The following is a 22,191-nucleotide window of genomic DNA, read 5'->3' as shown; positions in this document are numbered from 1 at the left end:
AGCTCATGTAAACTTGTTTACCGTTTGTCAAAATATGTCAGGAAGACGCTGGGCCTTATTCTGAAGGGCTCGTGCGGTAGCTATGCCTTTAAATTAGTAACGCCCCGAAATTATCCTGACTATTTTAACAATAGCACCTAAGTCAAATTTCATCCCCTTATCTCCATCATCAAAATATCGCTACGGAAAAGCATATGAAAATGCGCGTACTGTTTTCACTTCTGTTTGTAATGGCGGTGGCGGGCTGTAAAGCGCCACAGAAACCGGCAATCACCGACGACACGATCGTGACCAGCCAGGTCAACGGTGTCACCCTGACCCACCGTCACGCCGTGGTGCCGCCAACGGAATTCGCCCAGCTCAACGAGCCTTATCGTGCCATGTACCCGGCCTCCCTGATGAGCCGTCCTGATTTTGGCGGAAAGGTTATCCGTACGCTGGAAACCGGAAAAACCTATGTAGTGCTGGGGCAGGTTGAACACTACTGGATGGCGCTCGCCGATGAGGGGAACGACCAGCTGATTGGCTACGTCCCGATGCGTGCCGTTATCAAAGCCGACCAGTACGAAGCCACCGTCCGCAAACAGGCCATTCGTCCTAAGGTGCGTAAAAAAGCGACCTGCGTCGATGTGGATGGCAACAGCAAAGCCTGCAAAGACAGCGCTAACGGTACCTGGATCCTGAACTAAACGGCTTTCGTGGGCGTATTTTTATGAATAATAAAAAGTTTCATCGGCTGTGGTTAGTCTTTTACGCGGCGATTTTCGCCCTTGTCAGTGGTTGTACGTCGTCTTCACACAGCGACCCTTCCCGCTACAATCTGCAGTTTCAGGCTCATCCACAAATCAATGATTCTGCGCCACTTAAAGTCCGGGTGCTGTTGTTGAAATCCGATGCGGATTTCATGTCCAGCGACTTCTATTCCCTGCAGAACAACGCGTCAGCAACGCTTGGCGCGAATCTGCTGAACAGCGACGTTTTCTTCCTGATGCCGGGACAGCTGTCCAAAACCCTCAGCGGTCAGAGCGATCCTGAGGCGCGTTATATCGGCGTGATGGCGGAATATCAGAAGCTGGACGGTAAAAAATGGCGCGTTTCACTCCCGCTGCCTGTGCCAGGCGAAAATCATATCTACCAGTTCTGGAAATGGTCCGCGGATGAACTCCAGGCCAACGTTTTTCTCGACGTAAACGGCATTCGGGTCATCAGCCAGTAACGCGCTTCACAACAGGAAACACATCATCATGACCAAAGCAGAAAAGGTCGTCTGGACCGAAGGCATGTTCCTGCGTCCACACCATTTTCAGCGGACTGAAAGTTATCTGCTCAACCATGTTCGTGAGTGGGGTGCGCTGCAGCGTTCCTATCTCTGGGGCTTTCTCGACGTAGAACTGGACGAAGCGATGCTTCGCCAGGGCTGCATTGCCCTGAGCTACTGCAGCGGGTTACTGCCGGACGGCACCTTTTTCCAGGTCCGCAACGGACGCAATGGTCCCGCGCCGCTAAAAATTCCTGACAATCTCACCAACGAAAAGGTGGTGCTCGCGCTGCCGGTTCGTCGTGGCGAGCGGGAAGAGGTGATTTTCAGCGAAGAGCCTGCCTCGCTGGCCCGCTTCGTCGCGTTTGAGCAGGAGGTGGAGGACGATAACGCCATGTCGGTGGGGGATGCCACCGTCCAGTTTGGCCGTCTGCGCCTGACGCTGATGCTGGAAAAAGACCTCACGGCAGAATGGACATCCATCGGCGTGGCGTTTGTGACTGAAAAACGCAACGACAACCACGTGCGGCTGGATAACAGCTACATCCCGCCGATGCTGAACGCCAATAACAGCCCGCAGATCTACAGCATGATCAACGATCTGCACGGTTTGCTGGTGCAGCGCAGCCAGCAGATTGGCGGCCGCCTGCGTCAGCCTGGCCGCTTTAACACCTCTGAACTGATTGAATTTACGCTGCTTTCGCTCGTGAACCGTCATCTGGGCGAGGTTTCACATTTAAAAACGCTGCCGCTGCTGCACCCGGAAACGCTCTGGCGCAGCTGGCTGCCGTTTGCCACCGAGCTCACGACCTGGGCGTCGCAGCGCACCACCGAGAGCGTGCTGCCGATCTACGATCACGACGATCTGGCGAACTGCTTCAGCAAGCTGATGCTGATGCTGCGCCAGGGGCTGTCGCTGGTGATGGAAGACCACGCCATTCAGCTGCCGCTTAACGAGCGCTCGCATGGCCTGAACATCGCCACTGTTCCTGAAACCAGCATGGTGCGCGAATTTGGCTTCGTGCTGGCGGTGAAAGCCAACGTGCCGGGCGAACACCTGCAAACCCACTTCCCGGCGCAGATGAAAATTGCCCCGGTCTCGAAAATTCGCGATCTGGTTCAGCTGCAGCTGCCGGGCATTATGCTGCGCGCCATGCCGGTCGCGCCGCCGCAGATCCCGTGGCATGCCGGCTACAGCTACTTCGAGCTGGAGAAGGGCAGCGAGCTGTGGCACGAGATGGATAAGTCCGGCGCATTCGCCCTGCACCTTGCAGGGGAGTTCCCGGGGCTGGATATGGAGTTTTGGGCCATCCGTAGCCCGACAGAATAATAAAGCGAGCGCTTAATATGCAGGAACGACAGGATAGCGGCAGTGATGCCGCGTTTACCGGAGCCAGTAGCAACAATCAGCTGGTGGCGGCCGCCAATCCGCTGCTCAACGCGATTCCGCAGATCCGTCATTCGGTATCACATGACGATCAGGTGGCGTTACGCCAGCGCCTGATCGATGAGATTCGCCGTTTTGAAGTCCGCTGTCAGCAGGCGGGGCTGCCCTACGAAGTGATCGTCGGGGCGCGCTACTGCCTGTGCACGGCGCTGGACGAGGCCGCCGCGCTGACTCCCTGGGGCAGCAGCGGCGTCTGGTCCAGCAATGGCCTGCTGGTGACGTTCCATAACGAAACCTGGGGCGGCGAAAAGTTCTTCCAGCTGCTGGCGCGCCTGTCGCAGAACCCGCGCGAGCATATCCTGCTGCTGGAGATGATCAACTACTGCCTGCTGCTCGGCTTCGAGGGGCGCTATCGGGTGCTGGACAATGGCCGCACCCAGCTTGAAACCATCAAGCAGCGGCTGTGGCAGATGATCCGCGGCGTGCGCGGCAGCTATCCGCCGCCGCTGTCTCCCCATCCGGAAGATCGTCCGGTGCTGCGCAAGCTCTGGCGGCCGATGGTTCCCCTGTGGGCCTGCGTGGCGCTGGCCGGGTTTATCGCCTGCCTGTTTTATATCGTGCTTAACTGGCGCCTTGGCGACAACACCAACCCGGTGCTGGCGAAGATTTATCAGTCCCAGCTGCCGGAAACCACCATCCAGCAGCCGGCGCGTCAGCTGCCCGCGGTGCTTAACCTGCGCGGCTTCCTGAAGCCTGAAATTGAGGCGGGCCTGGTGGCGGTAAAAGACCAGGCAGATCGCAGCGTCGTGATCCTGAAGGGCGACGGGCTGTTTGCCTCCGCCTCGACCGTCGTGCGCGACCGCTATGAACCGGTCATCAACCGCATTGCGCAGGCGATGAACAACGTCAGCGGCAAAATTCTGGTGGTGGGCTACAGCGATAACGTGCCGATCCGCAGCGTGCGCTTTGCCTCTAACTACGAGCTCTCACTGGAACGCGCGCGCTCCGTACAGAAAATGCTGCAGGGAAGCCTCTCTCAGCCTGGCCGCGTGAAGGCGGAAGGGCGGGGCGAGATTAACCCGGTGGCGCCGAACACGACGCCGGAAAACCGCGCCCGTAACCGCCGTGTGGAAATTACTCTGCTGGTGTCGCCTGAAAACACCCAGGCCGAGCTGAACGGATTGCCGCAAGGAAACTAAGGATGCTGACTACACTTCTTTCCATTCTGACCAACCGCATTCTGTGGAGCTTCCTCGGCGTAACGGCGCTGGCGGCGGTGATCTGGATGATTGGCCCTCTGCTGTCCATCGTGGACACCCGACCGCTCGAATCCGAACAGAACCGCATCATCAGTATCGCCGTGGTCTACCTGCTGTGGGCGCAGGGCCATATTCTGCCGCGCCTTTATAACGCCTGGCTGAACCGCAAGCTGATGGACAAGCTCAACGAGAACACCACCAGCCCGGAGGCGGCGGATCCGCAGCAGCGCCTGAACAGTGAGGAGCAGATCCTCGCCAGCCGTTTTGATGAAGCCGCGCAGATGCTTAAAAAAGCGCACTTCAGCAAAGCGGGCCAGGGCGCCCAGTGGACCCAGCGCTTCAGCACACAATATCTCTATCAACTGCCGTGGTACGTCATTATCGGCGCGCCGGGATCCGGTAAAACCACGGCACTGGTGAACTCCGGGCTGCAGTTCCCGCTGGCCGACCGTTTTGGTAAGACCGCGCTGCGCGGTATTGGCGGCACGCGCAACTGCGACTGGTGGTTCACCAACGAGGCCGTGCTGCTGGACACCGCGGGTCGCTATACCACCCAGGAGAGCGAGCAGGCGCAGGATGCCGGTGAGTGGCTGCAGTTCATGGGGCTACTGCGCAAGTACCGTCGCCGCCAGCCGATCAACGGCGTCATCGTCACGATCAGCATTTCGGACCTGCTGACCCAGTCTGCCGAGGCGTCCCGCCAGCAGGCGGTGAACCTGCGCCAGCGCCTGTCCGAGCTGCATGAACAGCTGGGTATCCGCTTCCCGGTGTACGTGATGGTGACCAAGGCCGACCTTCTCAAAGGCTTCCGCGCCTGGTTTGCCGACTACGATAAAGCGCAGCGCGACCAGATCTGGGGCTTCACGCTGCCGTGGGAGCAGACCAAACACGCCGATTACGACCTGATGGGCAACTTCCAGCAGGAATTTTCTCTGTTACAGCAGCGTCTTGATGCCGGGCTGCCGGAAACCATGCTCAAAGAGCATGACGCGAAAACCCGCGCCGAAGCGTATCTCTTCCCGCAGGAGTTCGCCGCGCTGCGTCCGCTGCTGGCGGACTACCTGAGCACGGTCTTTGCGCGCTCCAACTTCGAAACTGAGTTCTCCCCGCGCGGGATCTACTTCGCCAGCGGGACGCAGGAAGGCATGCCGTTTGACCGCGTAATGGGAGAACTGAACCGCGCGCTCTCCCTGCCGGAAGGGGCAGAGCGCGATAACTGGGATTCGGTCAGTAAAGAAGCCCCAATCCCGGGCGCGAAGGGCCAGAGTTTCTTCATCAAGAACCTGCTGCAAAACGTTATTTTCCAGGAAGCCGGGATCGCCGGGGAAAACCGCTGGTGGGAGCTGCGCAACCGGGCGGTAATCTGGTCCGGCTACGCGGCGCTGCTGGCCCTGCTGGCGATCCTCGGCGGGCTGTGGCTGACCAGCTATGCTAAAAACAAGGCCTATCTGGAAGAGGTGGATGCGAAGGTGCCGCTGCTGGACCAGCAGAGCAAAGCGTTGCAGAACCAGCCGCAGCGTGACCTGTTCGATCTGCTGCCATTGCTGAATGGCCTGGTGGACCTGCCGAAAAGCGACGCGTTTGATGTCAACGATCCGCCAGTCTCCCGCCGCATGGGGCTTTACCGTGGGGATGACGTCAGCGATGCTTCGCGGTCCCTGTACCAGAAGGCGCTGGATCAGCTGCTGTTGCCTGCCGTTGCTATGCACATCACCACCTGGCTGCGCAACGACAACGGTAGCGACGTGGAGTACAGCTACGAGGCGCTGAAAGCTTATCAGATGCTCTATCAGCCGAAGCACTACGACGGCAAATTCCTGCACTCCTGGGTGATGCTCAACCTGCAGCGCAACCTGCCGCAAAACGTCACGAAGGCGCAGCTGCAGCAGCTCGAATGGCATCTCACCCAGCTGCTGGAGCCGAAAATTCAGGCCTCGCCGTACGCGCAGGACGAATCCCTGGTGGCGCGTGAAAGAGCGCTGATCAACCAGCAGCCGCTTTCAACCCGCGTCTACGGTCGCCTGAAGCGCCTGCTGGAACATGACGACAACCTCAAACCGGTCTCCCTTTCCGACCTGGGCGGGCCACAGAGCGAGCTGGTGTTTTCCCGTAAAAGCGGTAAGCCGGTGAGCGAAGGGGTGCCGGGTCTTTATACGCCGGACGGTTACTGGAAAAGCTTTAACAGCCAGATTGACAGCGTAACGACCGCTCTGCATGAAGACGACGCCTGGGTGCTGGGCGCCGCGACCGCGCAGGAAGATAAACAGCAGATCGATAACGCCGTACGCCAGCTCTACATGCGCGACTTTATCGCGAACTGGGATCGCTTTCTCGCCGACATCCAGCTTAACAACAGCGCCGATCTCTCCCAGCGCATCAACACTGCGCGCCTGCTCTCTGGCGCAAACTCGCCCCTGCGTCGTCTGGTGCAGAACCTGAGCCAGGTGCTGACGCTCTCCCGGGATACCCCGGCACCGGAAGATGCCGATAAAGCGCAGGCGCAGAGCAACCGCGCCACCCGCACGCTGGAAGCGCTGTTCAGCAATAATGACAATGCCCCGACGCAGGCCGCCGCGATTACTCAGGCGCCGGAGCAGCTGGTGACGGACCACTACGCGCCGATGATTGAGCTGGCCCAGCCGCTGGAAAAGGGTGGCAAGACCATCGTCTTTGATGATTTTCTTAAGCAGGTGGACGAGCTTTATCGTTACCTGACCGCCGTGCAGGACGCCGCCAACAGCGGTATGCCGGCACCGGGCGGCGAGGCGATCAGCCGTCTGCAGGCCAGCGCCGGTCGACTGCCGGGCGGATTGCAAACCATGTTCAGCAACATGGCGGTGGGGGCCAGCAGCGATACCCAGCGCCGCGATCTGGAAAACGTGCGTAAGCGGATCAACGTTGAAGTCGGCGGTTTCTGCCGTCAGGCGATAGCCGGTCGCTACCCGCTGGTGCGCAGCGCCAGCACTGAGGTCACTCCGGACGATCTCGCCCGCATGTTCGCGCCGGGCACCGGGCTGATGGATACCTTCTTTCGCGATAACCTGACCAGCAAAGTGGATACGACGCAGGCAAACTGGCGCTTTATGCCGGGTATCGACGGTAAAACCCTGCCGGGCAGCGAAGGGCTGCTGAGACCGTTCCAGCAGGCCCAGTCGATTCGCGACGCCTTCTTTGCTAACGGCGCAACCACGCCGTCTTTCAAGGTGACGGTTCGCACCGTTCGAATGGATAACACCATTCTGAACCTGACGCTGGATGTCGACGGTCAGCTGCTGCGTTACAGCCATGGTCCGCAGGCGGTGCAGATCATGAACTGGCCGGGGCCGGGCGGCACCAACCAGGTCCGTATGCAGCTGGGTCTGGCTAACGGCAGCACCGCGACGCTTGTGACCAACGGCTCCTGGGCGCTCAACCGCTTTTTTGACAAAGCGAGCACCAGTCCGGGCGCGGGTAGCCTGAGCCGTCATGCCACCTTCAACGTCGACGGACATCAGGTCACGCTGGAGTTTGCGCCGAACAGCATCCGCAACCCGTTCCAGCTTCCCCGTTTTTCATGCCCATAACCGCAAGGACAGCCGTATGACGAATACCCCTGCGATGAACCGCTACAGCTGGTATGGCAAATTACCCAGCGCCGGAGATTTCCTGCAGCGTCGCTTTCCTGACACCTTACAGCGCCAGTGGTCGCACTGGTTTCAGGTTGGCCTGCTGGCCTGGCAGCAGGAAGAGCAGCGCAGCGGCGAGCGCCAGTTCACCAAAGCTCCGGTCTGGAATTTCGTCGTCCCGCCGATGCTGGGCAGCCAGATGATCCAGATGGGCTGCCTGCTGCCCGGCCGCGACAGCGTTGGCCGACAGTACCCGGTCTGCATTCAGCTGAGCTTCGCCCCGTCAGAGTGGTCGACCAGCCTGCTCAGCCAGGCGGAGAGCTGGTATCAGCAAATTGGTCGTCTGGGGCTGCACGCGGTGCGTAACAGCTTTTCCGCCTCGCAGCTGGATGAGATGCTGATGTCCATTCCGGCGCCGCAGCCCGTCGAGCCGCAGAAGCGCTCTGACATCCTCGACGTCATTGGTTACGACGAGGACGGCCAAAGCACGCTGGGCTGGCCGCAGGCGGCAGAGTGCTTTGACCCGCTGCGTCAGACCAGCTACTGGTGGACCAACCGCTGCGACGGTTACCCGCTGTACACCCACGTTCACAGCGGCAACTTCACCGGCCAGCTTTTTACCCTGCTGTTCGACCCGGCAGGGGGCGCCCGCCCGGGGCGTCACGGTCTCTATCCGCCTATGTTTGAATAAGCAGGGATCTCATGAATATCGAAGAATTTCTCGCGCCAATAAGTCCCGATAAGCCCTGTGGCGACAATCTGGAATATGACGCTGACTTCCAGGCGATGAACCAGGCCAGTCAGGGCAAAGCGGAACAGCAGTTTGGCGACACCATCATCCCGGCAGAGCCTGCGGACTGGAACACGGTAGAAAAATTTGCTACCAGCCTGCTGAGCCGCACCAAAGATCTTCGCGTGATGCTGGCGTTAACCCACGCCTGGACCCGCCGTCGCGGTCTTGTGGGCTACGCGGACGGGCTGTTGCTGGTGCAGGAGGCTATCGCGCGCTACTGGGAGCCGCTCTATCCGCTGCTGGAAGAGTATGGCGAAACCGACCCGTTCTATCGCATTAACGCTCTGGCAGGGCTGAGCGATAAATCCGAGCTTACCGTCGCGGTACGTAACGCCTCGCTGCTGCGTTCAAACGGCGATGAAATTTCGCTGCGTGACGCCCAGGCGCTGCTGGACGGCAGTAAAACCGAGTGTCCGGACTATCCCGGCGGTCGCCCGAGGCTGATTGACGAACTGGCGCGCGGCGACCAGCCGGGGACCACAGCGGTCATTGTGATTAACGAACGGCTGCTGGCCATCCGCGAGCTGCTCACCGGGCATCTCGGTGAAAGCGGCGTACCGGAAATGGAACAGTTGCTGAAAACAGTGGGGCTGGTCGCCAGCGCGTGTCAGGTGACCGACATCAGCAAGCTGCTGCCGAACCGTGAAGCGCATGCTGAACAGCACGCTGAGCCGCAGCCTGCGGCAGCGCAGCCCGTTCAGCCGATCACCGATTGGCGCAGCGTGCAGGTTACCAGCCGCGCCGACGCGCAGCTAATGCTGGAAAAAGCGAAGCAGTACTTTGCGCAGTACGAACCAAGCCACCCCGCGCCGCTGATGATTGAACGGGTGCAGCGGCTGTCAGAACTTAACTTTATGGACATTATTCGCGACCTGGCGCCAGACGGCGTTAACCAACTGGAAAACATCTTTGGACGCCGCGAATGACGCGTCCTGGCATTATGACGACAGGCATGGAGTCTGCCGTTTCACCTTCACCGCGCATCTTTGATGGAGAACATCATGGCAATGAGTAACAGTGGACAGAAATTCATCGCACGCAACCGTGCTCCCCGCGTGCAGATCGAATACGACGTAGAGATCTACGGTGCAGAACGCAAAATTCAGCTGCCGTTTGTGATGGGCGTTATGGCCGATCTGGTTGGCAAGCCGGTGGAAAACCTGCCAGCCGTCGACGAGCGTAAATTCCTGGAAATCGACATCGATAACTTCGATGAACGCATGAAGGCACTGAAGCCGCGCGTGGCGTTCCAGGTTGATAACACCCTGACCGGCGAAGGTAAGCTCAACGTCGATCTGACCTTCGACAGCATGGACGACTTCCTGCCGGACGCGGTGGCCCGCAAAGTCGAGCCGCTGAACAAGCTGCTGGAGGCGCGCACGCAGCTCTCTAACCTGCTGACCTACATGGACGGCAAAAACGGTGCGGAAGAGCTGATCGCAAAAATCCTTCAGGATCCGACGCTGCTCAAATCCCTGAGCCAGATGCCAAAAAATGACGAAAGCGCGAAAGGTAGCGAGGAATAATCGATGAGCAACCAGACTCAACAACACGATCAGCAGGCGGGTCAGGCGTTCAGCCAGGATGAGTTCAGCGCGCTGCTGAACAAAGAGTTCCGCCCGAAAACCGATCAGGCGCGTTCTGCCGTGGAGAGTGCGGTCAAGACTCTGGCGCAGCAGGCGCTGGAAAATACCGTCACCTTCTCGAACGACACCTACCGCACCATTCAGAACCTGATTGCCGGTATCGACGAGCAGCTCTCCCAGCAGGTGAACCAGATCATTCACCACGAAGAGTTTCAGAAGCTGGAGAGCGCCTGGCGCGGCCTGAGCTACCTGGTCAACAATACCGAAACTGACGAGATGCTGAAGATCCGCTTTATGAGCATCTCCAAGCAGGAGCTGGGCCGCACCCTGAAGCGCTACAAGGGCGTGGGCTGGGACCAGAGCCCGATCTTCAAGAAAATCTACGAGCAGGAGTACGGTCAGTTCGGCGGCGAGCCGTTTGGCTGCATCGTCGGCGACTATTACTTCGACCACAGCCCGCAGGACGTTGAGCTGCTCGGGGAAATGGCGCGCATCGGCTCTGCGGCGCACTGTCCGTTCATTACCGGTACCGCGCCGGGCGTGATGCAGATGGAGTCCTGGCAGGAGCTGGCTAACCCGCGCGATCTGACCAAGATCTTCCAGAACACCGAATACGCCGCCTGGCGTTCACTGCGTGAATCCGAAGACGCCCGCTATCTGGGGCTGGTGATGCCGCGCTTCCTGTCGCGCCTGCCGTACGGCATTCGCACTAACCCGGTGGACAGCTTTGACTTTGAAGAGCAGACCGACGGCGCAAACCACAACAGCTACTCGTGGGCGAACGCGGCCTATGCGATGGCCGCCAACATCAACCGTTCCTTCAAAGAGTACGGCTGGTGCACCTCGATTCGCGGCGTGGAGTCCGGCGGGGCGGTGGAAAACCTGCCGTGCCATACCTTCCCGAGCGATGACGGCGGCGTGGACATGAAGTGCCCGACCGAGATCGCCATCAGCGATCGTCGCGAAGCCGAGCTGGCAAAAAACGGCTTTATGCCGCTGGTACACCGCAAAAACTCCGACTTTGCCGCCTTCATCGGCGCGCAGTCCCTGCAAAAACCGGCGGAGTACCACGATCCGGATGCGACCGCCAACGCGCGCCTGGCATCACGCCTGCCGTACCTGTTCGCCTGCTGCCGCTTTGCCCACTACCTGAAGTGCATCGTGCGCGACAAAATCGGCTCCTTCCGCGAGCGCGAAGAGATGGAGCGCTGGCTGAACGACTGGGTGATGAACTACGTCGACGGTGACCCGGCTAACTCCTCCCAGGAGACCAAGTCCCGCAAACCGCTGGCGGCTGCGGAAGTTCAGGTGCAGGAGATTGAAGACAACCCGGGCTACTACGCCGCGAAGTTCTTCCTGCGTCCACACTACCAGCTGGAAGGTCTGACCGTTTCTCTGCGTCTGGTTTCTAAACTGCCGTCGCTGAAGACGAAAGACGCGTGATGACGATTGCCGGCCCGCAGGGGCCGGCAGCTTTACTGTTAATTCGAGATAGCTAATGAATTTACCTTTAAAAACGATAACAAGAAAATTCATCAGCTATTTAATCAGTTATACATTGCTCATTATTTCATTCGTGCTATTTGTGACAGTATCTGGCTACTATTTCTTTATATTTAACTGGCCGGACGATGTCCGGCAAATCGTAATGCATGGATCCTTATGTACTGGACTTAATGCATTAGCGATAGGTATATACGTTGTTGCAGAGAAGCGGAAAGAGAAATGTTAGTTCCTCATGCTGGTCAGTGTGTTACTGAGTATATAGAAAAGGATATCAGATGAAATATTTGGGTTATCTCCTCGTGTTTATGACTTCTTATGTAAATGCCGGAAATAGCTATCCTGATTTTTATCATAAGCAAACATACCGGCAGGTTTTAAAAGATTTAGTTCTGGCGCGCTGCCTTGCGCAGGTGGCAGATAAAGGCAGTAAGTTTTCTGCTGATGCGGCTCGCAGTGCGAGTGCATTCATTGAATGGATTCCTTTTGATGCCGAAAATGGCACGGATAAAGTGAATGTCCTCATTGGGAAATATATAAATCAAATTAACGGATTTCATTCAGAGCGAAAACCCGATGTCAAAGGCGTAACCTTAAACTGTTTACGACTTTATCACAGCGACGAACTTAACGAACTTGCACCTCAGTTAATCATCGGAAATCCTGACCGCACCTGGTTACAGGATAATCCACAAGAGTAAAAGACTTCACATTCTTTCCTTTCATTCAGGGGGAATGTAAGACTGTCAAATGACATGGGTCGTTTGATATGAGGCAGAGGTAAAATATGGACGGTTTTATTCAGCCCCATGCTTTCCTGTTTGCCATATAAGTGCTTTTTCGAAAGCAATATTGTTCATCCACGAAGAGTAGATATTATGGCTATTGATATGTTTCTGAAGGTCGAGGGTGTTACGGGCGAATCTAAAGATTCTAACCACACCGGCTGGACTGATATTACCTCCTTCTCCTGGGGCGCTTCCCAGCCAGGTAATATGAGCGTTGGCGGTGGCGGCGGTGCCGGTAAAGTTAACTTTAACGACCTGCACGTTAACGCGCTGATCGACAAATCCACCACCGCTATCCTGAAACACTGCGCCAGCGGTAAACACCTGACTAAGGTTGAGCTGTCCGTCTGTAAAGCGGGCGGTCAGCAGGTGGAATACTCCCGCATTACGCTGGAAGATGTGCTGGTGACTTCCGTTCAGTACACCGGTGCAGACAACGGCGATACCGTTGGCGTGACCTATGCATTCCAGGCTGCGAAAGTGAAACAGCAGTACTGGGAGCAGACCACGTCGGGTGGTAAAGGTGCTGAAAGCAGCGCTGGCTGGAATATCAAAGAAAACAAAGAAGCGTAATTGCGCATGTGGCCGGGGAGATATCCCCGGTCATTATTCGGAAAGCTTAATTTATTTTTTAGAGAATGAATTATGAGCGTAAAATCAATGATTCCCCCGGGTTATTGCGTTGTGCAGCAGGCGGGGACATTAGATTTCCAGGCCAGACTTCTGTTCAGTAAACCTGATAGTGAAGCGGCGCGTTACTTTATGCAAATCAACAGGGATACAGCATGGTTGAAGCCAGGGCAAATATTAATTCTTAATACCCCCGGTGCTGAGAATACTGTTCAGCTAAAACAATTACAAAATGCAAAGCAAAAGGTTAATGGAGCCTTGTCAGAGCTAAATACAGATGAGGCCAATTTCTTTAACAAACATTTTAATACCATCGCCGCATTAACAAATTTTATGGATAAATCCCTCGGGGTGGTTGCTGATGCGGGTGAAAGGTACTTTAGCGAAATAGAAAAGAAATTAAAAGCTATTGAGTTGGCTTATCAAAATCAATACAGAACGCAAGGGACATTGATCGGGCAGCAGTTTTTTGTTGAGAGACAAAAACTTTTTTCTGAGCTGGACGTTTTATTAAATAAGCTTTCCAGACTAACGCTAAAACTGAAACCTTATGAAGAAATCAAGCACGCTTTAGGTTTATCAAGCAGGTCAATTGTCCACGAATGGAGTACCGCAGGTGTTGCCTCGATACGAGGGTATTCAACATATGTAGACAATGCATCAAAAGCTGCCCGTTACCTGAAAATGGGAGGATGGCTTGCTATCGGCTTCGCTGGTGCAAACACAACCAATGAAGTTTATGATGCCTGTACAGTAGGTAGAGAGCAGAATTGCTCCAAAGTCGCCGTTAAGAAGTACAGTCAATTCGGTGCAAGTCTTGCGGGCGGAATTTATGGCGGAAAATATGGAGCCATGGCTGGCGCTGGCGTATGTGTTGCATTGGGAGTGGCAACAGGTGGTGTAGGGTTGCTCGCATGTTCCGTGGTAGGCGCCGCTGCGGGTGGATACGTTGGTGGCGAAGTAGCCGGTGGAGCAACGGAATATGTAATGGATAAACTATGGTGAATGTAGAAAATATTCTTTTATTTCTGATCGTAGTTTTATTCTTAATTGTCGTAATCATGGATCTCGTTAGTTCTCGTTATTTTAAAAGACACGAAACTGAATATAATCTACTTCTTTCAGAATATAGGCAAAAAGGCTACGATCTCGATCTGGTGACAAATTCCGCATCATTTTTTGGTTCGCTGGCGAATTATCAAAAAATAATCTGGTTTGTTCGTCTTCGCAAAGGCGTGAAGATGAAGTTTACCAAAGACAGAGATGTTCAGGATGATGCCTATAAATTCGTTCAGGCTTTACCGGAAGAGAGAATTGGCTGGATATTAAAACTGCATCGATGCTATAAAATTCAGGCCTTTTTTTTTACACTATGGCTGCTTATCGGCATTATTTTCCTGAATTTAGTCAAATAGCTCTAATCAGTTCTTAACCCCCAAACCCCGCCGTTCTCATTCCCGAGAGCGGCAGCGTTTGAGCGCTAATCATACCAGCAGGAATACGCCATGCGATTCACGATTATTTCTACGAAACCCGGTCATCAGCCGCCGCAAAGCAGCTGTGATTTTTACGCCCCGGGCGGCACCATTGGGCGCGGTACGGATAACAATCTGGTATTACCGGACAATGACCGCACCATCTCGCGTCTGCAGGCCATTGTCCACGTTGACGCTCAGGGCGAATGCCGCGTCACCAACCGTGGCAGCGTCACCCGCGTGGTATTAAACGATATTCCGCTGGAGCGCGGACGTCAGGTTGAACTGCAGGATGGCGACATTCTCGGTATTGATGACTACCGTATCGAAGTGACCGAACTGATCCACGACACACAGCCGGTGAGCCGTATGGCGGCCAGCATGCAGCAGCAGGCGCGTCCGATAGCCGCACCCGCTGCGCCCGCAGCGCAAGCGAAGCCTGCTAACCCCGCGCCACGCGGGAAGGCGGAACCGACCGCCGTGCCTTCCGAAATCTGGGACAGCCTGATGCAGGAGTTCTCCATCTCAGACAGCATCTCCAGCAACCGCGCAAAACCGCAGCCTGCGGCCTCACAGGATCCCTTCTCCCAGCCCGCCGCGCCGGAGCGTAATGCCGAAGATCCGTTGGCGATGTTCAACGACAGCGATCCAACGCTTGAGCGCAAGAACGTCGACCCGGACACGCTGTTCAGCGACGAAGCGCTGTTCAAAAAAGAGAGCATTTTTGACGATGTGACGCCTTCCACGCTGGTGCCGCCGGTTGAGGGGCAACCCGCCCCTAAAGAAGACGCGGCGGACGAGCTTGACCCGCTGGCGCTGTTCGGTGGAAAGGCCAGCGCGCCAGCCGCGCGCAATGATGACCCGCTCGGGCTGATGGGCGGAGCACCGTTAACCCACCCGGATGATATTGCAGACGAAAAGCCAGCACCAACGCCTGAACCGGAGCAGGAAGAGGACGTGCTTGCCGATTCTCCGCTGTTCGCCCCAGAGCCGCAGGAAACGCCGCGTGAAGAAGAGCCGGCGCGGCCGGATTACGCAGGCTTCACCATGCCTACGCCGCAGGCCGTTGCGCGCAGCAGCGCTCAGGCACCGAAGGGGCGCCTGCGCATCGACCCGGTCAATAACGCGGCATCCCCAACCGCCAGCCCGAATAATGGCGAGAAGGGTGAAGTGCTGCAGGGCGAGCTGCTGCAGGCGCTGCTTGAAGGTATGGGCCTGAGCGAAATGCAGCCTGTTCCGCAGTTTGACCGGGAAAATATGCGTCAGTTGGGGCAGATTCTCGGCATGTTCTCGCAGGGCACCGTGGCGCTGCTCTCGTCGCGCTCCATCCTGAAACGCGGCGTAAAAGCCGATATGACCATGGTGCTGGACGATGCCAACAACCCGTTCAAGCTGTTGCCGACCGGGAAAACCGTCTTAATTCAGATGTTCGGCACCCCGATGCCGGGCTTTATGCCGCCGACCAAATCGGTGCGCGACGCGCTGATCGACCTGCAGGCGCACCAGCTGGGGATGATCTCCGGTATCCGCGCCATCATCGCCGCGATGCTGCAGTCCTTTAACCCGGAACAGCTGGAGGAGCAGGCGAAGCAGAACGGCATGACCTCGCGTCTGGCGCTGCCGGGCAGCCGCAAAGCCGCCCTGTGGGACTATTTTGTTCGTAGCTATGGCGAGACGGCGGGCGAGATTGAGGATGACTTCCACACCCTGTTCGGCGAAGCCTTCCTTCATGCGTATGACATGGAGGTGAATCAGTACAAAGACTCACAGAGCGGATCGGAAGACAAATGAATATCGCAACCGCTTCTCTCTCCCGCCAGGGGACGCGCGCCAGCAACCAGGATCAGACGGGAGAAACCATAGGGGAACGCTCGGCCTGCTTTGTCGTCTGCGACGGCATCGCGGGTCTGCCCGGTGGTGAAGTCGCCGCGGAACTGGCCCGTAACAGCATTATCTCCCGCTTCGATGGCGACAAGCACCTCAACGCGCAGCATATCCGCGACTACGTGCAGACGGCGAATCGCACCATTCTGAGCGAACAGCAGGCCGTTCAGGACTATCGCCGGATGGGCACGACGCTGGTCAGCCTTTTCATTGACCGGGATTACGGGCTGGCGTACTGGGCGCATGCCGGCGACAGCCGCCTGTACCTGTTTCGCCGGGGGTGGCTGTGGCACGTCACCACGGACCACAGTCTGGTGCAGCAGATGAAGGATGCCGGGCATCAGACGGACGATCTCAACAGCAACCTGCTTTATCTGGCGCTGGGAATTGAAAACGGCGGACCGGAAGCGAGCTACAGCGACGTGGTGCAGGTAGAAGACGGCGATGCCTTTTTACTCTGCACCGACGGGTTCTGGCACGGCGTCAGCGAAGAGCAAATGAAGCAGTCGCTGCACATGGTCAATACGCCGCAGGAGTGGCTGACCTTAATGAACCAAATCATTCAAAAGAATGGCGAGCAGGAGGGGAATGCGCAGGATAACTATACCGCCCTGGCGGTATGGATGGGCAACCCTCAGGACACCACTTTGCTGCACACCCTCTCTGATGCAGCACAATTTCTTCCCTGCGGAACTGATTAGACACACAAGGAACGATATGAAACTTTGGCTATCGGGTTTGGCACTTCTGGCGGCGACCTCCACCGTGCAGGCTGAAAATTTCCGCATCGTGCAGTCTCCTGCGCAGAAGCTGGATATCTGGATCGACAACATCAAAGACAACACCCCGCAGAGCTGGTGTAAGCCTGAGGTGGCGCTGCGCATTGTGGCGAACGGCAAGAAAGATGTCTCCGTGCTGGAAAACTTTGTGCCGCGTCTTGGCTCGCTGCTGGAACACCAGTGCAGCAAAGTGAATAAACTCAGCTGGACGCTCAACGATCCCGAGGGGACGACGCTGGCGCAGGGCACGGCAGCTAAAGCGCAGGAGTGGGCGCTGGTGGTGAAACAGCAGCAGGCTGCGCCTGCCGTCACCGCAACCCCAGCCAGCGGCGCGTTACTGCCACCCGATCAGAACGTGGCTTCCCGCACCGTTGCCGCCGACCGCACGCCGTGGCAGGAGTTTACCCTGCAGGACGGCTGCCACCTGCGCACCTTCTGGGAGGGCGGCGCGTCCGCTCCGGCGCTCTTTATTCCGGATTCTGACACCACCCGCTGCGGTAACGGCAGTTGGCTGAGCGGTCACACCGTTATCTCTCAGTCCCGCAACGGCGGGCAGAAAGAGATGGCGGTGACGTACATTCACGGCTTCCCGGTGATGGGGCTGAATCAGAGCGCCGATCCGGAAAACGCGCTGATCACCTCCGTCAATAAAGAGCGCATGGTATTCAGCACGCCAGACAGCGATCAGAGCTGGATGATCCTGCCTTACGACAGCACCCTGAACAGCTGGAAGAGCAACGGCACGGTAGCGGTAGAAATTTCCCGCGAGACCGCCAGCGACGATGCAAAACTGCAGGCGCGTATTGCGGCGGTGAAGAAAACCTGGAGCGCCTGGGTTGTCCCAGGCACCCCGCTGAATATCGTTCTGATTGATACCCTGCGTCCTCAGCTGCGCGATCCGGCAGTGGGCGCCTGGCGCGCGGCGAATTAAGGAATGGCTATGAATACGCTCTATCAACACCTGGCGGGTGAAACGCTCAACGACGCGCTGGCGCGTCTTGAAGCGGAGATCAAAGCCCGTCCGGCAGATGCAGACCTCCGCGCCGCGTTCGTGCAGTTTTTAATCCTCAGCGGCAACGGGACGCGCGCGCTGACCCAGCTGAAAAGCTGGCTGGCGCTGAAGCCGCAGGCGAAACCCACCGTCACGCTGCTGGAGCAGTCCATTCAGGGTGAGCTGCAGCGCGCGCAGGTGATGGCGGGGCAGGCGCGTCCGGCCATGCCTGAAACTCAGTGGCCGTGGCTGACCACCCTGGCCGCGGCGCTCCGCGAGGAGGGTGAGCGTGCCCGGTCGCTGCGCCTTGAAGCGCTTGACCAGGCGCAGGCCACTCCCGGTCACATCACCCTCGAAAACGATGAGGCTCAGCCGTTTGACTGGCTGATGGACGGCGATGCCCGTCTCGGCCCGGTGTGCGAAACCATCGTGAACGGCCGCTATTTCTGGCTGCCGTTTAACGCTATCGCCGAGATCCGTTTCCAGGCGCCTGCCAGCGTGACCGATCTGGTCTGGCGTCACGCGCTGGTGCGCCTGACTGACGGTACGGAGCAGGTATGTCAGATCCCGGCGCGTTACCCGTTTGCTGCCGATGCGTCGGATGCGATCAAACTGGGCCGCACTACCGAGTGGCAGCCGCTCGACGAGGACGGCACCCTGTACGAAGGGATGGGCCAGAAAGCCTGGCTCAGCGAGCAAAGCGAAAGCCCGTTGCTGTCGTTAAGCCTCGTGTCGTTTGCGATGGATGGAGACGATGAGTAATCCCGCTGGCGAAGGCGATCTGCTGCGCAGCGGCTGGCAAGCCCGCAGCAGGCAGGAGAAGGTGGGGGCGCGCGACAAAATGCAGCCTTCGCTGCTCGATCGCCTCACCGATAACGATCCGGAAAAAAAACGCGAGCCGGCCAACAGCAACCTGATCACCCACGCCGCGCTGCGTCGTAACGTGCTGCGGGATTTGCAGTGGCTGTTTAACACCATCAACCACGATGCCTCCGGCGATTTAAGCGCGCTACCGCACGTGAGCCGCTCGGTGGTTAACTTCGGCGTCGCGCCGCTGGCCGGGAAGAGAATGTCGGATATCGAATGGCACGATATTCAGCGCAAGCTCACCGAGGCCATCATCAATTTTGAACCGCGCATTTTGCCGCAGGGGCTGCAGGTCCGCTGCGTGTCGGATACCTCCTCGCTGGATCTGCACAACGTGCTCTCCATCGAGATTAAAGGGCGCTTATGGTGTGTGCCGTACCCGCTGGAGTTTCTGTTTCGCACCGATGTCGATCTGGAAAACGGCCATTTTGAACTGAAAGATGCGGGGTAATCATGGAAAGTAAACTGCTCGAATATTACAACCGTGAGCTGGCCTACCTGCGCGAAATGGGGGCCGAGTTTGCCGAACGCTATCCGAAGGTCGCCGGGCGGTTGGGCATGCGCGGCATCGAAGTGGCGGACCCGTACACCGAACGCCTGATGGAAGGTTTCGCGTTTCTGACCTCCCGCGTGCAGATGAAAATGGACGCGGAGTTTCCGCGTTTCTCCCAGCGTCTGCTGGAGATGATCGCGCCGAACTACCTCGCGCCCACCCCTTCAATGGCGATTGCGGAAATTGAGCCCGACAGCAGCCGCGGCGATCTGAGCAACGGCTTTATTGTGCCGCGCGGCACCATGATGGACAGCCTGGCGCTGAAAAAGACCGGCGTAACCTGCAGCTATACCACCGCGCACGAGGTCAATCTGCTGCCGCTGAAAATTGACAAAGTGGAGCTCGGCGGCGTGCCCGCTGACCTGCCGCTGGCGCAGCTCGGCTTAAGCCAGCGGGGGATCAACAGCGCCTTGCGGATCCGCATTGCCTGCGACGGCCCGCAAAACCTTGGGCACCTGAATTTTGACCGGCTGGAGTTTTTCCTTAGCGGCCCGGACATTGAGGCGCTGAAGCTGCTGGAGCTGGTGATGGAGCACCACGCCGGGATCGTCTGCCAGACGGTCAGCCCTCAGCCGCAGCGACAGCTGCTGGCAACGGATGCGCTGCGTCAGGAGGGCTTTGCGCCGGACCAGGCGCTCCTCCCGGACGATCTGCGCAACTTTGACGGCTACCGTCTGCTGCAGGAGTATTTTGCGTTTCCGGCCCGCTTCCGCTTTATCAGCCTGAGCGGTCTGAGCACGCTTATCCAGCGCTGCGAAAACGAAAAAGCCTTCGATATCTTCATTCTGCTGGATAAGTCGGATGAACAGCTGGAGCGCGTGGTCGACGCCAGCCATCTGGCGCTGCACTGCACGCCGGTCATCAACCTGTTCCCGAAAGTGGCGGCCCGGCAGAAGCTGAATGAAGGCCAGCATGAATACCATCTGGTGGTCGATAACATCCGTCCGCTGGACTACGAAATTTATGCGGTAAATAAAATTTTTGGCAGCGCCGACGGCCAGCGCGACGACCAGACGTTTCGTCCGTTCTGGAGCACCTGGAGCGGCGACGCGGGCAACTACGGGGCCTATTTTTCCCTGCGCCGGGAACAGCGCGTGCTCTCCGAGCACGCCCTGCGCTACGGCACCCGTACCGGCTATATCGGCTCGGAAGTCTTTGTCTCGCTGGTGGATGAACAGCATGCCCCGTGGCAGGAAAACCTGCGCTACATCTCTGCCGAGGTGCTCTGTACCAGCCGCGACCTGCCGCTGATGCTCCAGCAGGAGCTCGGGCAGTTCATTATGGCCGACTCCATGCCGGTGAAGGGGTTAACCCTGCGCAAAGGCCCGACGCCGCCGCGTCCGGCGCTGGCGGAAGGGTTCAGCACCTGGCGGCTCATCAGCCAGCTGCAGATGAACTACCTCAGCCTGATGGACAGCGAAAATGAAGAGGGGGCAGCGGCGCTGCGCCAGCTGTTAGGTCTGTACGCCAACCTGGCCGAAACGCCGGTTGCACGTCAGGTGGAGGGGGTTCGCCACTGCGTGCTGGAGCCGGTACACCGCCGCGTGCCTGAACCCGGCCCGGTCGTTTTCGCTCGCGGAATTGGCATCACCCTGACGGTGGACGAGCGGGCGTTTTCCGGCGCCAGCCCGTGGCTTTTCGGCAGCGTGATGGAGCGCCTTTTTGCCCGTCTGGTCTCCATCAACAGCTTCACCGAGTTCACCCTGAAGAGTCAGCAGCGCGGCGAGATAGGCTACTGGGCGCCGCGCATGGGTAAAAGGGCGCTGGTATGAGTGACGCTGCCACCGCACCGCTGCGCGTGCATCGCCTGACGAAGCTGCCGGATACGTTCTGGCACGGGGTCCGCGAGACGCCCTGGCGCTACGATCTGTTTCAGCTGTTAAGGCGCATTGATGCCCAGGGCGGCGAGCGCTACCCGCTGGGACGCGCGCCGCTGCCGAAATTTGAGCCGCTGCGCATTGGCCAGCAGCCCTCAATGAGCTTTGCGCCGTCGACGCTGGCCCAGGTGCGACAGCGTGAAGAAAGCGGGCTGCATGAGGTGTCGATCCTCAGCTTTGGCCTGTTTGGCCCGAACGGCCCGCTGCCGGTGCATATGACCGAGTACGCCCGCGAGCGGATTCATCATCACCAGGACACCAGCCTCAGCGCGTTTGCCGATCTGTTCCATCATCGTCTGGCGCTGCTGTTTTACCGCGCCTGGGCGGATGCGCAGCCTGCCGTTTCCCTCGATCGTGCCGACAATAAGCGCTTTGAGGGCTACCTGGCGTCGCTGATCGGCATGGGACAGCCGGGTCAGATGAACAAGGGCAGCCTGAGCGCCCATGCCCGCTTTAGCCATGCCGGGCATCTGACCCGCCACGGGCGGGATCCGGAAGGGCTGGAGAAGATCCTGCGCAGCTATTTTAAAGCGCCGGTTAAGCTGGTGAGCAACGTGCCGCAGTGGATGCCGCTCTCCACCCGCGAGCAGGCGCAGCTGGGAGCAGGACGCCGCATGCCGCGCATGGGGGAATCCGCTTTTCTCGGCGTCGCCGTCCGCGACGTGCAGCATAAGTTTCGTATCGAGATTGGCCCGCTGAGCGCGGAGGAGTACAACCGCTTTCTGCCGGGCGAAGCGTGGGTCACCGAGCTGCGCGACTGGGTGCGCCAGTACGCGGGAATTGAGTTTGAATGGGAAACACGGGTGATCCTGCGTGAAGACGCGGTGCAGGGCACCACGCTCGGCAGCGATGGGCGATTAGGCTTTAACACCTGGCTGGGGCATCAGCCGCAGCCTGTCCCGCGTGGCGATCTGGTGTATCGCGCAGAGCGATAAATTTTTCTAACGCATTGTTAT

20 protein-coding genes are annotated in these 22,191 nt (G+C 58.1%); all 20 read left to right on the top strand.

Annotated elements, in window-relative coordinates:
* Window positions 1-194 precede the first annotated feature (194 nt).
* Entirely contained in the window at window positions 195-689 is a 495-nt protein-coding gene (locus IM291_RS15525; protein WP_048960692.1) for a hypothetical protein, read from the top strand.
* A 23-nt stretch (window positions 690-712) separates the two neighbouring features.
* The gene (gene tssJ, locus IM291_RS15520) at window positions 713-1,216 is read left to right on the top strand and encodes a type VI secretion system lipoprotein TssJ (protein ID WP_028013495.1); all 504 of its coding nucleotides are present in this window, start codon (window positions 713-715) and stop codon (window positions 1,214-1,216) included.
* A gap of 28 nt (window positions 1,217-1,244) precedes the next feature.
* Entirely contained in the window at window positions 1,245-2,588 is a 1,344-nt protein-coding gene (gene tssK, locus IM291_RS15515) for a type VI secretion system baseplate subunit TssK (RefSeq protein WP_192987256.1), read from the top strand.
* A 17-nt stretch (window positions 2,589-2,605) separates the two neighbouring features.
* Window positions 2,606-3,844, top strand: coding sequence for a DotU family type VI secretion system protein (locus IM291_RS15510; protein WP_192987254.1), 1,239 nt, complete (start codon window positions 2,606-2,608; stop codon window positions 3,842-3,844).
* Between the two features lie 2 nt (window positions 3,845-3,846).
* Window positions 3,847-7,467 carry a type VI secretion system membrane subunit TssM gene (tssM, locus tag IM291_RS15505; protein WP_192987252.1) on the top strand — a complete coding sequence of 1,207 codons (3,621 nt, stop codon included), beginning with the start codon at window positions 3,847-3,849 and terminating at the stop codon, window positions 7,465-7,467.
* Between the two features lie 16 nt (window positions 7,468-7,483).
* Window positions 7,484-8,200, top strand: a complete 717-nt coding sequence (gene tagF / locus IM291_RS15500; RefSeq protein ID WP_028013492.1) for a type VI secretion system-associated protein TagF — start codon at window positions 7,484-7,486, stop codon at window positions 8,198-8,200.
* 11 nt (window positions 8,201-8,211) lie between these two features.
* On the top strand, window positions 8,212-9,228 hold the full coding sequence (gene tssA, locus IM291_RS15495; RefSeq protein WP_192987250.1) for a type VI secretion system protein TssA: 1,017 nt from the start codon (window positions 8,212-8,214) through the stop codon (window positions 9,226-9,228).
* 75 nt (window positions 9,229-9,303) lie between these two features.
* Window positions 9,304-9,828: a type VI secretion system contractile sheath small subunit gene (gene tssB / locus IM291_RS15490; protein WP_022648413.1), complete on the top strand. Its 525-nt coding sequence runs from the start codon at window positions 9,304-9,306 to the stop codon at window positions 9,826-9,828.
* 3 nt (window positions 9,829-9,831) lie between these two features.
* Window positions 9,832-11,331, top strand: a complete 1,500-nt coding sequence (tssC, locus tag IM291_RS15485; RefSeq protein WP_006810956.1) for a type VI secretion system contractile sheath large subunit — start codon at window positions 9,832-9,834, stop codon at window positions 11,329-11,331.
* 338 nt (window positions 11,332-11,669) lie between these two features.
* Window positions 11,670-12,092 carry a T6SS amidase immunity protein Tai4 family protein gene (locus IM291_RS15480; protein ID WP_048998701.1) on the top strand — a complete coding sequence of 141 codons (423 nt, stop codon included), beginning with the start codon at window positions 11,670-11,672 and terminating at the stop codon, window positions 12,090-12,092.
* A gap of 177 nt (window positions 12,093-12,269) precedes the next feature.
* The gene (locus tag IM291_RS15475) at window positions 12,270-12,752 is read left to right on the top strand and encodes a type VI secretion system tube protein Hcp (protein ID WP_008502640.1); all 483 of its coding nucleotides are present in this window, start codon (window positions 12,270-12,272) and stop codon (window positions 12,750-12,752) included.
* Window positions 12,753-12,824: 72 nt separating this feature from the next.
* A complete protein-coding gene (locus IM291_RS15470) occupies window positions 12,825-13,814 on the top strand; it encodes a hypothetical protein (protein WP_047367785.1) in 990 nt (329 codons plus the stop codon).
* Complete coding sequence (locus IM291_RS15465) at window positions 13,808-14,224, top strand: hypothetical protein (protein ID WP_080351050.1); 417 nt, start codon at window positions 13,808-13,810, stop codon at window positions 14,222-14,224. The genes IM291_RS15470 and IM291_RS15465 overlap by 7 nt, the downstream gene beginning before the upstream one ends.
* A 90-nt stretch (window positions 14,225-14,314) precedes the next feature.
* Window positions 14,315-16,075 carry a type VI secretion system-associated FHA domain protein TagH gene (tagH, locus tag IM291_RS15460; protein ID WP_192987248.1) on the top strand — a complete coding sequence of 587 codons (1,761 nt, stop codon included), beginning with the start codon at window positions 14,315-14,317 and terminating at the stop codon, window positions 16,073-16,075.
* Window positions 16,072-16,869, top strand: a complete 798-nt coding sequence (locus IM291_RS15455; protein ID WP_023336024.1) for a PP2C family serine/threonine-protein phosphatase — start codon at window positions 16,072-16,074, stop codon at window positions 16,867-16,869. The genes tagH and IM291_RS15455 overlap by 4 nt, the downstream gene beginning before the upstream one ends.
* Window positions 16,870-16,885: 16 nt before the next feature.
* On the top strand, window positions 16,886-17,878 hold the full coding sequence (locus IM291_RS15450; RefSeq protein ID WP_192987246.1) for a hypothetical protein: 993 nt from the start codon (window positions 16,886-16,888) through the stop codon (window positions 17,876-17,878).
* Between the two features lie 9 nt (window positions 17,879-17,887).
* Window positions 17,888-18,700: a type VI secretion system accessory protein TagJ gene (locus IM291_RS15445; protein ID WP_059358135.1), complete on the top strand. Its 813-nt coding sequence runs from the start codon at window positions 17,888-17,890 to the stop codon at window positions 18,698-18,700.
* Window positions 18,693-19,256 carry a type VI secretion system baseplate subunit TssE gene (gene tssE, locus IM291_RS15440; protein WP_028013485.1) on the top strand — a complete coding sequence of 188 codons (564 nt, stop codon included), beginning with the start codon at window positions 18,693-18,695 and terminating at the stop codon, window positions 19,254-19,256. The genes IM291_RS15445 and tssE overlap by 8 nt, the downstream gene beginning before the upstream one ends.
* Before the next feature lie 2 nt (window positions 19,257-19,258).
* Entirely contained in the window at window positions 19,259-21,130 is a 1,872-nt protein-coding gene (gene tssF, locus IM291_RS15435; protein WP_045260272.1) for a type VI secretion system baseplate subunit TssF, read from the top strand.
* Window positions 21,127-22,170, top strand: a complete 1,044-nt coding sequence (gene tssG / locus IM291_RS15430) for a type VI secretion system baseplate subunit TssG (protein ID WP_192987244.1) — start codon at window positions 21,127-21,129, stop codon at window positions 22,168-22,170. The genes tssF and tssG overlap by 4 nt, the downstream gene beginning before the upstream one ends.
* The last annotated feature ends 21 nt before the right edge of the window (window positions 22,171-22,191 follow it).

It is taken from the genome of Enterobacter cloacae complex sp. P27C (assembly GCF_014895705.1).
Classification (GTDB): Bacteria; Pseudomonadota; Gammaproteobacteria; order Enterobacterales; family Enterobacteriaceae; genus Enterobacter; species Enterobacter bugandensis.
Note: the sequence above shows the minus strand (reverse complement) of the source record. Positions and strands in the feature narration are given on the sequence as shown.